The sequence below is a fragment of the Bacillus sp. FSL K6-6540 genome, from assembly GCF_038007545.1.
Genome location: NZ_JBBOXH010000001.1, coordinates 2,202,391 through 2,214,755 on the forward strand (window position 1 = coordinate 2,202,391; position 12,365 = coordinate 2,214,755).

Sequence of the window (12,365 nt, forward strand, 5' to 3'; positions counted from 1 at the left end):
CATAGATGAGCACGAAGATTTCAGAGGAAGAACAGTTTCATTTCCGGCTAATCCCCGCCGAGCAAATTCGGGGCGGCATCGTATGCTTTTTATTCATTATGCTCATCCCCGCGCTGGTCACGCTGGCGGCGCCGATGATGTCGGTGTATTTTTATGCGGCGGCGGCAGTGTGGGCGGCCATGCTGCTGTGGGGAATTGGCCTGAGCGTTAATCCGTACCGGTCTGAGGTCGGTTTTGTGCTGTACTTGGGGATTTACGGATTGGCGCTGGCGGTCACTTGCCAGCTGGCTATCTTGAAAATGATGTATGACATGGCCGGTGTCGAGTCGATCGGATATGGGCTTAGCTCGATCGCGGTGATGCTCCTGCTGCTCGTTGCGTTTTATGTTCTGCATGCAAGAGCGCTGCGGCAAGGGACGTACCAGTCCATGGAACGCAAAGGCGGCATCGGCAAAGCTGGCAAAGCGGCCTTGCTGTTGGCAGGCATCGGTTACACAGGGTATTACGTCGTGGTTGCCGTTACCGGGGACCTTGGCGGATTCGTCATGGGCATGGCGGCTTTTTCCATCCTGTTGACTCTCGGCCTGTACCTGGCCGTTGTGTTCATCCCTCGATATCGGTTCATCCAGAACAATATGGATAAGCTGAGGGCTCATTATCCCGTATTGGGATTGCCGAAGGAGCAGCGGAATGCCGCATTTCTGAACAAAATGAATCAAGGCCGCACGCCGGCGGCACCGCATCGTCAGAGTAAGAAAAGGAGAGGATCGTAATGACGCAACAACAGCAGCTGCTGCCCAACGGGTCGATCGTCATTTTGAAGGAAGGCGAGAAAAAGCTGGTGATCTATGGACGCAAGCAAATTTTGGCGCTTGAGCAGCCGCAATTGTTCGACTATCTGGCTTGTCCGTATCCGGAAGGGTATGTCAGCCCGGAGTTTGCTTACGTGTTTAACCATGAGGATATCCAAGAGATTATTTTTACGGGTTACAAGGACGAAGAGGAAGAACAATTTCAGGCCGTACTGGCTGAGACGAAGGCTACTTAGCTTGCCAGGGATTAAGGGAGGAGCGTGAGGCGGATCTATGTCAGGACGTATAGAGGTATCGCCCGAGGAGCTGCGCCGCGCGGCGGCAGACATTCGCAGCGGGAGTGACTACGGCGGGGAATTGGTCGCGAGGCTGTCCCAGGTCATTGAAACGCTGAATGCCGAATGGGAAGGCGTTTCCCAGCAGCGTTTTCGCACAGAGGCCGAAGAGACGAAGGCGCAGCTGATGAATTTCATCCAGATGATGCATTCGATGGAACAGGAGCTGATGAGCATCGCTGCCCGGTTTGCAGAGGCCGACGGCCAATAAGCGAATGGGTTATAACCCAAGACAACAATCAGCATATACGTATCCCGGCACGGTATACGGCATGGCTGATTGTTTTTATTATGGGGAGGGACGGAGAACTTCGGGGGACGGCGTTTTTTTTGTGGAAGTTTGGACATAATATGACAGCATTACATTATCATTTCGGTAAGGAGCCGCATAGGATGAACTGGGTATATTACGGAAAGCTCTATACAACCAAATTTCAGGCTGGGTGCTTCGCTAAACGTCTGGAGCAGGATGGCTGGCTGTTCGGGTATCATGATCCGCGGATGGTAGAGGTTTATCGTTCCAAGAAGGGGCGTTATGGCGTGCGATTCCTGCCTTGAGGAAATTCCATTAAAACAGCACTTGACTTGATGCAGGGGAATGGTGTATATTTATTCTTGTCGCTGTTTGATACAGCATTGACGCGGGGTGGAGCAGTTCGGTAGCTCGTCGGGCTCATAACCCGAAGGCCGCAGGTTCAAATCCTGCCCCCGCAACCAATTTTTAAACGATGTATGTATGACGTCCTTATGTTTATGTGTACATGTATGTTCAGGGCCCTTAGCTCAGTTGGTTAGAGCGGTCGGCTCATAACCGACTGGTCGGGGGTTCGAGTCCCTCAGGGCCCACTTTATGAAAACCCTTGCGATGCAAGGGTTTTTTGCTGTTTACAGGACTGTTTAGACCAACGATATGAGATTTTACGATAAGGTCAGATTGCTGCTGAAGGCATCTAAGCTTATCGGTTTATTTTTAGAAAAATTGCCCATACATAAGATATACGGTAGAAAGGAGTGTATGGGTCTTCATGCTAGAGCACATGATTATTTTACTTCGTAGTATATCAGCATTCGTTATTTTGTTGATTATTACGCGGTTTTTGGGCAAACAAACGTTGTCTAACATGAATTTTCATGAATTTGTTACGGCCGTGATATTAGGTGCAATTGCTGCGAACTTTGCTTTCAATGAAAAAATGGAAGTCATACACCTGCTAATCTCGCTTGCCGTATTTACATTTACATCATATTTTTTATCAAAGATCGTGGTGAAGAATCGTAAATTCCGCATGTGGGCTGAAGGGACGCCGAGCGTAGTTATAGAAGGTGGCAAGATCCTGGAAGAGAATCTAAGGAAAAATAAGTTAACCTTAGATACGATCAATCAGATGTTGCGACAAAAGGATATATTTGACATCTCGGAAGTGGAGTACGGCGTATTAGAGATCAATGGAAAGATATCTGTAATGAAGAAAAAGGAATACCAGAATGTAACTTTAAAAGATATGAAAAAGGGCTTGAAAGGGAATCAGCAGTTTCCGATTGAGCTTATCATGGATGGACAACTATTAGAAAATAATCTAAAAATTAATGATTTGTCCCCAGAGTGGATTAAAGAAAAATTAAAAGTCCGGAACAAAGAAATTGCAGATGTTTTTTATGCAGTGAAAGGAACCGACGGTCAGCTGTACATCGATCTTTATCGGGATAAAATACAGCATCCCGTTGATGTAGAGTAATGACGCATCACATACAGCCGGAATTTATATAATAGGAGAAGCTAAAACCCTTGCGATGCAAGGGTTTTTTGCTGTTTACAGGACGGTTTGGCAGACGCCTGAAGACACTGAAAGTATGGGTAATACCCTTAACATTAGCACAATCTGATCATGATTGCCGAAATGTCCAGACTAAGACCGTCTATGTACATAAACTGTACCATTCCACAAAGCAAGGAGGTTAAATCGGTGAGCTGCGAAAAAGGTGGTTACAACGGATACGGTAATCCAGTAGGAACTGTTCTGGTTTTATTTATTCTCTTGGTTATTATCTTGGGAACGTTTTGGATTTAATGAAGCTCCTTAATGAAGCATTCATTCATTGATTTAATTTAATTCATCAAATTACGATACTGCACCCATGTGGTATCCCCAATTACGATAAACGGGGACGGTAACTTTCCGTCCCCGTTTTTAGCATTTTCATTGTACTTAAACTGAACATTAAACAACGACACCGTAGAGATCAGTGTGGTCGTCTTAGGAACTGAAAAAAATTGTGGCAAAGGCCAACAGGTCATAAACGGTATAAGATTATGGTTCATACGCTGGGTTATCAGGGCTATATGCCGGGGGATATTTTCATTTGAGAAAATTGAGTGATTTTGACTAATCTATTGTCCATATCCATTAGTTCAATGGACTCATATATATGTTAAGGATTTCGTTGATAAAAAGGAGGAAGCACAAATGCAAAAAAGCACAGTATCAGGAAAGGCAAAAAATACGGTCAAACAACTGAAAACGCCTAGAAGACATAGCGGAATTTGGGCGGGTAGCGTTGCAAAGGCAATGAGAACGGTGATTGCCGCACAGAGATCATTGAGTGCACAAAATCCGGTTGTTATTAGTCAACGAACCAGAAGAATAAGTACGAATCGAAATTGGGTAAATGCACTAGAAATCGAGCGAAATCCGGCGTGGGTAGCGCCGCAAGCTGGTGAATCGTACGTTTGGGGAAGAAATGACCCTAACGGTCCTGCTGCTGTGGTCGCCAGAAGATTTACGATTAGAGACGATATTGAGAGAGCTAGCTTATTCCTGTCCGTGGATAACTTTGCCATCGTTTTAATCAATGGACGGTCGGTAGTTATCGACAACCCGCAGGGCAATGTTTCATTCTTTAATCCGGGAAGAACTTTTAATATCAGACGCTTCCTTCGGAGAGGTACAAACGATATCGTGATCGCCGCTTTTAACTTCCCGTCAAATGCAAACAGAAGCGGAGATAATCCAGCTGGTGTCCTTGCCCGTATCGAGATTGAACTAGAAGATTAGTCCGGTAGTAGCTCAAAGTATCCACCGGCTGAGTAGCGGTCCGTCGAGCGCGGCATAGAGCTGCTTTCGCGATATTAGCATTCCATCATAACGGAAGCGAGGGGAAGTTTTCATTCTTCCCCCGATTCCGGATGTGGTCGTTGCTTTTTTTTGCGTTTACTTAATTGCTTTGCGATGGTGTAGCCGATAAGATATGCAGCAGAAGAGGTGTTTCCGTCGACTGTATATGGAACTAAGGACGCATCTGCAACGATCAAATCTTGAACCCCGTGTACCTTTCCTTTACGGTTAACGACTCCTCCTGCGGATAAAGGAGCCATCCGCAGAAATCCTTGCTGATGGTGATTGTGATCGAAATTTTCCTTAATAAATTCTTCAAGCCTGTCATCGTCATCGATAATTTCAAATGTAGGGGATAAGAGACGATATGAAGAATCAATCTGTTCCAACTCTATGGCAATATCTTTGATATATGTTCTATAAATTCTTTTTACCGCCTCCATGTCGTCTGGATTTGAAAGAAATCCCTCATCTGCCAATACGATATTCAGCGGATCTTTGCTTTGTATGCGGATCGTCCCATTGCTCTTGGGTCGCAAGTACAGAATCGCTATGGTCAATTCTCCATCGGATCCAATGCCAACGAGTTGAACAGCCCGCTCATCCGGATCGATGCCAGATGGATCTGGCAAGAAAGCTCCTCCCGTATACAGTGCGTTGGGGTCTAAGGGAGGGAGGGGACGATCTTGTGAATTGGTAGCAAATACTGCGAAATTTAACGTATGGTTTTTTAACCTTTGCCCTACGTTTGGATTGTCGAAGATGACAGGGATTCCAGCCTTTTTCAGCATTTTGGCGGGTCCGATTCCTGACAACATCAACAACTGAGGGCTGTTGATCCCCGCCGAAATAATAACCTTTTTGCGGGAATACGCATAACAGCACTTGCCATCCTTCAAATATTCAACGCCAATGGCCCGCTTACCGGAGAAAAGAATACGGAGAACCGTTGTTCGAAACTTCACAGTTAGTTTTCTGTTATTCACTCCCCGACCAGTTGCCGTCATAATATCGCGAGACAGGAAGGCTGTGGAGGAGCTCTCCCTACGGCCATCAGGCTGTTGGTATAATTGCCAACGGGTGAACGGTCCCATGGGAGTATTCGGATCATTATAGTCAAGAATGGTCGGATAACCTGTTGCCCGCTCGATCGCAGTTGTCAGCTTGTGAGCCATCGGCGTTGGAGTTTCGGGTGCTTGCCGGATGTTAATTCTTCCTCGATACCCGTGTGCATTGATATCTGTGGTTTCCCCGTTATAATTCTCCAATGATTTGAAACGTCGAATCGCTTTATCAGGTGACCAGCGAGGTCCAAGCAGCCGTTCCCACTTTCGGAGCACGGCGGATGTCGGTCTTACATATTGTTCTCCGTTGATTGAAGAACCGCCTCCCAAGAGTCGACCTGTTGTCCATTCGAATGCGCGTTCATCAAGTTCCTCTTGGGGGATGCCTTCCCCTTGCCAAAAGTAATTCGGAAAGAAACTTTCTTCCAATTCAAGTGCAAAGGTTGAATCCTTAATCGGTTTGTCTTTGTCATGGTAACCGCCCGATTCTAAAACAAGCACGGAGGTTCGCATGTCGTCAGTAAGTGTCTTCGCAATCACGGCCCCAGCCGGACCTGTGCCTACAACGATGTAATCATAAGTTGATTTTTTCTCCATTAAAGCACTCCTTTTGGAAATGAACTAATTCAGAATATTAATTTGCTCTGACAACTGTGCTTAACTCTGCAATATGATCATGATTCAAGTGATGCTCAAATCCAGAGGAGCCTAAAAGATCCATCAGAAGACCCGATCAGCGAGATTTGTAATCGGGAACAACTTACGGTACATTTTAATGGAGTCGTTAGGGACATGTACTTCCAAACGCCGAGGCTGGTGGGATGCAGCTCATTTTCGTACATAGGATGGGGGATCAAGGTGTCAGAGTGGGTATTGAATCAGTCCTGGGGACTGCCCGTGTTGCTTGCCTTCTTAGTGATCGTATTCGTATTCGAGTCAAGGAAGGCTTTTAAGGCATATCAAGAAAAAAGACGTTTTGAACTGGGATGGGCCCTATTGTTTGCGCTTGTGGCTTTATTGGCGATTATTGTCCTGGTGGCTTATTAATACATAACAACGAAACCTAAAGACCCTGCCGGAAGTTTCCGGCAGGGTCTTGTTCTGTCATTGTCTAAGACGAGAGAGTATGTTGTTTCAGCGTATGATTACCGCTCATTCGTGACAGCTTCCGTAGCAGCCCAGGCTCTGCCGGCACGCATGGCCAAGAAAAAGCAGAGGATGAGGACGATCGATGCAGAGATGTATGGGAAGTTGATGTCCAAATCAAACAGATAACCTGCGACAAGGGGCCCCGCGATGTTCCCCAGACTGGTATAAGCCGAGTTCAGGCCGGCGACGTAGCCTTGCTGATCCTTTGCCAGCTTGGACATTTGCGTGCCGATGGCAGGACGCAGGATGTCGATCGACAGGAAGACAAGGAACGTCACAAGGAAGATTAGCCAATATTTATGCACAAACAGCGTTAACAGAATGCAGATTCCCGCTGTGAGCAAGCTGAGCGTAATGACCCTTTTCTCGCCGAAACGGTTCAGGATCCAGCCGAATATCGTTGCCTGCACGACAGCGCCCGCAATGGAGCCAAACGTAATGATCATAGCGATATCTTTAGGGGTGAATCCGAATTTATGATCCACGAACAGGCCGAACACCGTTTCATAATTGGCAAGACCGAACGACAGAACAAATACGATGATCAGACTAAGGAAATACGGCTCCCTGAACGAACGGACCAGCTGGACTGCCAGGCTCTCCTGTTTCCGTCCCAGCACGGTAGGTGCTTCTTGCTTGGCGGATGATTCCGGAAGCAGAAGCAGCGTCACCAGAGCGGCGATGCCCCCGGCTACGGCTGCAGCGTAGAAAGGAACACGAATGCCAAACTCGGCAATGAAACCCCCGATGCCGGGTCCGATAATGAAGCCTGTCGTAATCGCTGCATTAATGAATCCCATGCCCCGGGCACGTTCCTCATTGGAAGTGACGTCAGCTGTATAGGCCATGACGGCGGGCATGATGAGGGCGGCGCCGATGCCGCCCAGCATTCTTGCCGCGAACAGCAGCGTCGGCGTGCTGGCCGCTCCGAATAACCATTCCGATATGGCGAATACAATCATGCCGGAGATGATGATTTTTTTGCGGCCCATGATATCGGACAATCTTCCCGCAAGCGGCGAGAATAGCAGCTGCGTTAATGAAAAGGCGGCAACCAGCATGCCCACGGTGCTTCCGCTGATATGCAGCTCCGTCATATAGGTAGGCATAATGGGGATGACAAGCCCGATGCCGGTGAAAACTAAGAATATATTGAACATGAGGAGCAGAATGGCTCCATTGTTTCGCAATAGTAATGACATGATGATTCCTCCAAAGATAAAAAACGATTAATGATGTTGTACGGTTTTCTTTCTATACTGAACGTTCGGTTTATAATAGAGCATAAAAAAGAGAACGGGTCGTTTACGATTTCTTTTCGATGCCGTGCAGGAATACTTGAATGGCCGCATGATAAAGGGCAAGCGGATTTTTTACCTTCGTGATGCGGGACATCTGGCTTAAGCCTACGATGAGGCTTTCAAAAATGAGGGAGAGCTGCTCCACGTTATGATTCTCAAACTCCCCTTGATCAATCCCTTGCTGCAGCAACTTCTGATTGAATTCCAGGTGGCTTCGGATAATCCGGACGATTCGCTGCTCTACTTCCTCGGACACGTCTCCATTGTTGTTCATGAATTCGTCCAGAGCTTTGGAGAAGGGGTGGTTCAGATCATCAAACACCAGTTGGTCGGCAATTCCGTACAATTTATCAACGGTTGTGGTGTATTGCTGCTCCTTACTGCTCCATTTCTGTTCCCACTCGAGGTCCCATTCCTCGATCAAATACAGAAACAGCCCTTCCTTGCTTTTAAAGTGATAATAGATATTCCCTTTGCTGCTGCCGGTGGCTTCGACGATTTCCTCGATCGACGTTGATTTGTATCCCTTCTGCATAAATAGCGCCTTGGCGGCTTCGGCAATGCGTCGCTTGGTATCTTCGGTTTGTTGTTGTTTTTTGTTCACGCATGCACCCCCTTATCCCCTAGGCTATCGTCAAAATTGTATATACTGAACGTTCGTTCTGTATCTTAACAAATGGGTTTAAAATATTCAAGAGAAAATTCTATCCGGCGCACCGGGATCGAAGCCTGTCCTAAAAAAATAACCGTTACCTCCAAAAGGCAGCGGTCATTGTCTTACATGCGAACGGCTTATTAATGGTTGACTTCGATGAACTTGCGTGATTTCTCATGGTAGGACATCAGCTCGGATACGGTAACAAATGAATAACCTCTTTTTTGCAGCTCCGGCAAAATCACCTTGAGGGCTTCAACCGTCTGCGTACTGCTGGGTACAAAATCGTGCATAAGTACGATGTCGCCGTTACGGGCGTTATCCAGAACCTTTCGGACAATGCGGTTGACGCCGGGCTTTCGCCAGTCGAGGGTATCCTGGTGCCATGACCACAATACGGTCAGCATGCCCAAATCCTTGCTCGTACTCACAATGGCTTCATTATAGCTACCCCCGGGCGGGCGGAACAGTACGGTCTTCATGCCGGTGGCTTGATAGATCGCATCCTGCGTTTGATTCAGTTCACTTGATAACTTCGTGACGTTAATATTGTGAAAGGGCGGATGCGTATAGGAGTGGTTGCCGATTTCATGTCCTTCCTGAAGCTCCCGCGCGACGATGTCGGGATGTTTCTCCACCCGGCTGCCTACAACGAAGAAGGTGGCTTTAGCGTCATACCGCTTTAACAGATCCAGAATTTGAACGGTATTATGCTCGTCCGGGCCGTCGTCAAAAGTGAGGGCGATCACCTTGTTCTGCGTGGGCACTTCCCACACGATCTCGCCGCGCTCCTCATAATAATCTCTGCCTTTGGAGGCGGAAGGCACGTGCTCCGCATGCACATGGCCGGGATAACCAAGAATCAGCGCAAGGGCAAGCAATGAGAAGGCTGAGCATGTTCGTTTTTTCATGTCGATGGGTTTCCTTTTCTTCTGTTGTTCTAGTCTCCGCATGTAAGCACGTGAGCTTCATTTAGGATGCACGGTAACCAAGAAATTATTCTATTAGGAAGCTCCAGCGGGGAAAGCAAGCGCGCCGATTGCGAAGGAGCCCCTTGATTTGCTGTCAGTACCTACAAGCAGAGCGATGGCGCTAGTTCATCGAGATGAATGCTTGGCCCGGGGTGATGCGAAAAATTATGAGTTTCATATATTGACATCATATGGTTGTACATGGTATTATCGATTTTGTCGCTAAGACGAAATGTGCACACCTAGATTTCGGGATGATTCGCAAAATATTGCGAATTCCACGCGTACCTTCGGGCTTTTCAAGTGAAAGTGAACGACGCTAGGAACATGCGCGGATACAATATGCCGGGGTGGCGGAATTGGCAGACGCACAGGACTTAAAATCCTGCGGTAGGTGACTACCGTACGGGTTCGACCCCCGTCCTCGGCATTATAACAGCGTCTGGTATGATGCAAAATAAGTCGGCCCCTGCATGGGTGCCGGCTTATTTTTTAAATCGACGCAAATTCATCAGCGGGCGTTGTTCCTGCGGACCGAAGCGGAAGATGCCGCGTCCTGATTAAAGTGATCGCATTTCTTTTATGATTCCATGCTGACCTGCGTGAGGAGGAGGGAGAGGAGACATGCGGATGTTTAACAATGATTGGGACCTTATCCTGCAGGGAGAAGTGGATAAGCCTTATTTTCAAGCTTTGATGGAACGGGTGGATGAAGAGTACCGGCGCAGTACGGTGTATCCTCCCAAGGAAGATATATTTCGGGCTCTGCAGCAAACATCGTACCAATCGACGAAGGTCGTTATTTTGGGACAAGACCCTTATCACGGTCGCCGGCAGGCGCAGGGACTGAGTTTTTCCGTCTCGCCCGGGGTTGCGATTCCTCCGTCTTTACGCAATATACATAAGGAGCTTTCATCGGATCTGGGGATTTCCGCTCCGAATCATGGATCCTTGCAATCATGGGCGGACCAGGGAGTTCTGCTGCTCAATGCCGTGCTGACGGTTCGCGAGGGCGAGCCGAACTCGCATAAAGGCATCGGGTGGGAGACCTTCACCGATAAGGTCATCGCGAAACTGAACGAACGTGAAAGGCCCATGGTGTTCATATTATGGGGCAGTTATGCACAGAAGAAAGGTTCCTTCATAGACCGAAGCCGTCACAAGGTGCTTGAGTCCAGTCATCCGAGCCCGTTTGCAGCGCACAAAGGATTCTTCGGCAGCCGTCCATTTTCAGCATCGAATGCTTTTTTAATGCAAGAGGGTATGGATCCGGTGAATTGGGACATCCCGAACACGCCGGACGATGGAGATGAATAATCCGCGAGAGGTGACCTTCATGAAGCATTGGATTGGTCGTCATGTTGTCATTCAGCGTCTAGACGGGGCGAAAAGCACGGTTGAAGGTGTGCTGAAAGGGTGGGATCCCGTTCAGGAGAAAGTGATTCTAGGCCCGGGCGAGCTTATCATTCCGTTTCGAGCCATTCATAGAATTATGCCGAGGAACTCCTATCCGGCCCTGAACTCCATCGGTTATGTCGTGAGTCATACCATTCAATTCGATAATGCCGTTTATTTTGGATCCTGCGTCATGGTATGGAGGGGCAACCAGCTGGTGTCTTCCCAGGCCATCCTGACATCTCACGATGAGGATACCGTCACACTGTCGAATGGCACGATATTGCGTAAGGACGAGCATGATTTCGTGGTTCGATCCCTGCGCGGCAATGCGTGATTCTTTTAAAATAAAGGATGTCCCACTAGCCAGCGCAAAGTTGGCGGGGACATCCTTTTTTGCTGTGAGGCGCCATCATGCGTCCTCTACTTTTTCGGCGAGGAACAGCTCGTAAATTCGCACCGCGATAATTTTGATGATCATGTAGGCCGGAATGGCCAGCAGGATGCCGAGCAGTCCGAAGAAGTCGCCGCCTACAAGAATGAGGACAACCGTGGTCAGCGGGTGAATATCCAGCTGTTTCCCGTAGATGACGGGCGTCAGAATATTGTCTTGAATCTGCTGGGCGATGACAATGACAACGACGGACCATATCGCGATGGAGGGCGATTCGATAAATCCGATGATGACGACAGGAACGGTCGCCAGCAGCGCACCGATGTACGGGATGAAATTCAAGAAGAAGGAGATCACCGTCAAGAGCAGGGAATAGGGCAGTCCGATAACCAAAAATCCGATATAGATCATGACGCTAAGTATAAGATTCAGGATCACTTTGCCGATAATAAAATTGCTGAGTGCCGTATCGATCTCGCCCAGCACCTCCTGGCCGTCGCGGCGGTATCGTCTGGGCAGGACGCTGAGCAGTCTTGGCGGGAGCTTGCTGCCTTCCTTCAGCATGTAGTACAAAATGATCGGAATCGTAGCGATAATGACAACGACGCCGGATACAACGGAAATCAGGTTATTGATGGAATTGCTGATCCATGTGATGATCCGGTTCATGTATTCCGTTAGGGAGGTAGACAATTCGGATTCCGTTGGTATATAGCGGGACCAGAATTGATTCTGTTGAAGCTGGTCGATCTGCTCCTCCACGCCCTCAACCAGGAAGGGGGCGTTGCTGATGAAGTTTTCAATCTGTTCACGGAGCGTCGGCCATACGACGATGCCAAAGATCGCGCAGAGACCGGCAAACACGAAATACAGCATCAGGACGCCGATGGATCGTTTGATTTTGCGTCGCTCCAGGTAGTCCACGATCGGCCTGAGCAGATAATAGAAGAAGCCGGCCATGGCCACCGGAACGATCAGCATGTTGAACATGGAGACGATGGGGCGAAACAAGAAGCTGATTTCGGCTCCTAGGTAGATGATTAAGAGCAGCGCGATTATGCCAAAGCATGTCCTGAAATATTTGCTCTGCATCATGGGCAATCCCTCCATAACAACGAGTAGGTAAAATACACGGGTACCATGTAACATTTGTATTTAACCAATTTGGAGGGATTT

At 48.1% G+C, this 12,365-nt stretch carries 15 protein-coding genes and 3 tRNA genes; 13 read left to right on the forward strand and 5 right to left on the reverse strand.

The genetic code is table 11. The annotated features are described in order from the left end of the window. The first annotated feature begins 5 nt into the window (after positions 1-5). The 9 genes from MHH82_RS09635 to MHH82_RS09670 all read left to right on the forward strand — a co-directional run bounded on the left by MHH82_RS09635 (position 6) and on the right by MHH82_RS09670 (position 4,200). The gene (locus tag MHH82_RS09635) at positions 6-773 is read left to right on the forward strand and encodes a hypothetical protein (RefSeq protein WP_340965406.1); all 768 of its coding nucleotides are present in this window, start codon (positions 6-8) and stop codon (positions 771-773) included. Continuing rightward, positions 773-1,048, forward strand: a complete 276-nt coding sequence (locus MHH82_RS09640) for a DUF4176 domain-containing protein (protein ID WP_340965407.1) — start codon at positions 773-775, stop codon at positions 1,046-1,048. Before MHH82_RS09635 ends, MHH82_RS09640 begins: the two co-directional genes overlap by 1 nt. A gap of 37 nt (positions 1,049-1,085) precedes the next feature. After that, positions 1,086-1,358 (forward strand): WXG100 family type VII secretion target, encoded by a 273-nt coding sequence (locus MHH82_RS09645; RefSeq protein ID WP_009589633.1) that lies wholly within the window; start codon positions 1,086-1,088, stop codon positions 1,356-1,358. 182 nt (positions 1,359-1,540) lie between these two features. Next, positions 1,541-1,705 (forward strand): hypothetical protein, encoded by a 165-nt coding sequence (locus tag MHH82_RS09650; RefSeq protein WP_009589607.1) that lies wholly within the window; start codon positions 1,541-1,543, stop codon positions 1,703-1,705. A gap of 82 nt (positions 1,706-1,787) precedes the next feature. Then, positions 1,788-1,864 (forward strand) — tRNA-Met (locus tag MHH82_RS09655). A 55-nt stretch (positions 1,865-1,919) separates the two neighbouring features. After that, a tRNA-Ile gene (locus MHH82_RS09660) sits at positions 1,920-1,993 on the forward strand. Between the two features lie 179 nt (positions 1,994-2,172). Continuing rightward, the gene (locus MHH82_RS09665; RefSeq protein WP_015734261.1) at positions 2,173-2,883 is read left to right on the forward strand and encodes a DUF421 domain-containing protein; all 711 of its coding nucleotides are present in this window, start codon (positions 2,173-2,175) and stop codon (positions 2,881-2,883) included. Positions 2,884-3,111: 228 nt separating this feature from the next. Next, positions 3,112-3,216 (forward strand): YjcZ family sporulation protein, encoded by a 105-nt coding sequence (locus MHH82_RS41635; protein WP_374705851.1) that lies wholly within the window; start codon positions 3,112-3,114, stop codon positions 3,214-3,216. Between the two features lie 396 nt (positions 3,217-3,612). Beyond that, entirely contained in the window at positions 3,613-4,200 is a 588-nt protein-coding gene (locus MHH82_RS09670) for a hypothetical protein (protein WP_036665978.1), read from the forward strand. 110 nt (positions 4,201-4,310) lie between these two features. Here the strand turns inward: MHH82_RS09670 and MHH82_RS09675 are convergent, their stop codons facing one another. After that, on the reverse strand, positions 4,311-5,921 hold the full coding sequence (locus MHH82_RS09675; protein ID WP_340965413.1) for a GMC family oxidoreductase: 1,611 nt from the start codon (positions 5,919-5,921) through the stop codon (positions 4,311-4,313). Positions 5,922-6,116: 195 nt separating this feature from the next. Between MHH82_RS09675 and MHH82_RS09680 the strand changes: the two genes are divergently transcribed. Continuing rightward, positions 6,117-6,371, forward strand: a complete 255-nt coding sequence (locus MHH82_RS09680; RefSeq protein ID WP_015734265.1) for a hypothetical protein — start codon at positions 6,117-6,119, stop codon at positions 6,369-6,371. Positions 6,372-6,469: 98 nt separating this feature from the next. Here the strand turns inward: MHH82_RS09680 and MHH82_RS09685 are convergent, their stop codons facing one another. From MHH82_RS09685 to MHH82_RS09695, 3 genes are all read right to left on the reverse strand, one after another. Next, complete coding sequence (locus tag MHH82_RS09685; RefSeq protein WP_015734266.1) at positions 6,470-7,675, reverse strand: MFS transporter; 1,206 nt, start codon at positions 7,673-7,675, stop codon at positions 6,470-6,472. A 103-nt stretch (positions 7,676-7,778) separates the two neighbouring features. Beyond that, on the reverse strand, positions 7,779-8,378 hold the full coding sequence (locus tag MHH82_RS09690; protein WP_340965415.1) for a TetR/AcrR family transcriptional regulator: 600 nt from the start codon (positions 8,376-8,378) through the stop codon (positions 7,779-7,781). 191 nt (positions 8,379-8,569) lie between these two features. Beyond that, on the reverse strand, positions 8,570-9,340 hold the full coding sequence (locus tag MHH82_RS09695; RefSeq protein WP_015734267.1) for a polysaccharide deacetylase family protein: 771 nt from the start codon (positions 9,338-9,340) through the stop codon (positions 8,570-8,572). 404 nt (positions 9,341-9,744) lie between these two features. Between MHH82_RS09695 and MHH82_RS09700 the strand changes: the two genes are divergently transcribed. The 3 genes from MHH82_RS09700 (at position 9,745) to MHH82_RS09710 (ending at position 11,132) form a co-directional block, all read left to right on the forward strand. Then, a tRNA-Leu gene (locus MHH82_RS09700) sits at positions 9,745-9,830 on the forward strand. 200 nt (positions 9,831-10,030) lie between these two features. Beyond that, a complete protein-coding gene (locus MHH82_RS09705) occupies positions 10,031-10,717 on the forward strand; it encodes a uracil-DNA glycosylase (protein ID WP_041622130.1) in 687 nt (228 codons plus the stop codon). A 19-nt stretch (positions 10,718-10,736) separates the two neighbouring features. Beyond that, positions 10,737-11,132, forward strand: coding sequence for a hypothetical protein (locus MHH82_RS09710; protein WP_015734269.1), 396 nt, complete (start codon positions 10,737-10,739; stop codon positions 11,130-11,132). Positions 11,133-11,207: 75 nt separating this feature from the next. Here the strand turns inward: MHH82_RS09710 and MHH82_RS09715 are convergent, their stop codons facing one another. After that, positions 11,208-12,284 (reverse strand): AI-2E family transporter, encoded by a 1,077-nt coding sequence (locus MHH82_RS09715; RefSeq protein WP_145035344.1) that lies wholly within the window; start codon positions 12,282-12,284, stop codon positions 11,208-11,210. Positions 12,285-12,365: the final 81 nt, after the last annotated feature.

What these genes read in the sequence shown, in the direction of transcription:
- MHH82_RS09695 (WP_015734267.1), bottom strand. Translation starts at nt 9,340, where the DNA reads ATGAAAAAACGAACATGCTCAGCCTTCTCATTGCTTGCCCTTGCGCTG.
- MHH82_RS09645 (WP_009589633.1), top strand. Translation starts at nt 1,086, where the DNA reads ATGTCAGGACGTATAGAGGTATCGCCCGAGGAGCTGCGCCGCGCGGCG.
- MHH82_RS09650 (WP_009589607.1), top strand. Translation starts at nt 1,541, where the DNA reads ATGAACTGGGTATATTACGGAAAGCTCTATACAACCAAATTTCAGGCT.
- MHH82_RS09670 (WP_036665978.1), top strand. Translation starts at nt 3,613, where the DNA reads ATGCAAAAAAGCACAGTATCAGGAAAGGCAAAAAATACGGTCAAACAA.
- MHH82_RS09665 (WP_015734261.1), top strand. Translation starts at nt 2,173, where the DNA reads ATGCTAGAGCACATGATTATTTTACTTCGTAGTATATCAGCATTCGTT.
- MHH82_RS09705 (WP_041622130.1), top strand. Translation starts at nt 10,031, where the DNA reads ATGTTTAACAATGATTGGGACCTTATCCTGCAGGGAGAAGTGGATAAG.
- MHH82_RS09715 (WP_145035344.1), bottom strand. Translation starts at nt 12,284, where the DNA reads ATGATGCAGAGCAAATATTTCAGGACATGCTTTGGCATAATCGCGCTG.
- MHH82_RS09675 (WP_340965413.1), bottom strand. Translation starts at nt 5,921, where the DNA reads ATGGAGAAAAAATCAACTTATGATTACATCGTTGTAGGCACAGGTCCG.
- MHH82_RS09680 (WP_015734265.1), top strand. Translation starts at nt 6,117, where the DNA reads ATGTACTTCCAAACGCCGAGGCTGGTGGGATGCAGCTCATTTTCGTAC.
- MHH82_RS09640 (WP_340965407.1), top strand. Translation starts at nt 773, where the DNA reads ATGACGCAACAACAGCAGCTGCTGCCCAACGGGTCGATCGTCATTTTG.
- MHH82_RS09710 (WP_015734269.1), top strand. Translation starts at nt 10,737, where the DNA reads ATGAAGCATTGGATTGGTCGTCATGTTGTCATTCAGCGTCTAGACGGG.
- MHH82_RS09635 (WP_340965406.1), top strand. Translation starts at nt 6, where the DNA reads ATGAGCACGAAGATTTCAGAGGAAGAACAGTTTCATTTCCGGCTAATC.
- MHH82_RS09685 (WP_015734266.1), bottom strand. Translation starts at nt 7,675, where the DNA reads ATGTCATTACTATTGCGAAACAATGGAGCCATTCTGCTCCTCATGTTC.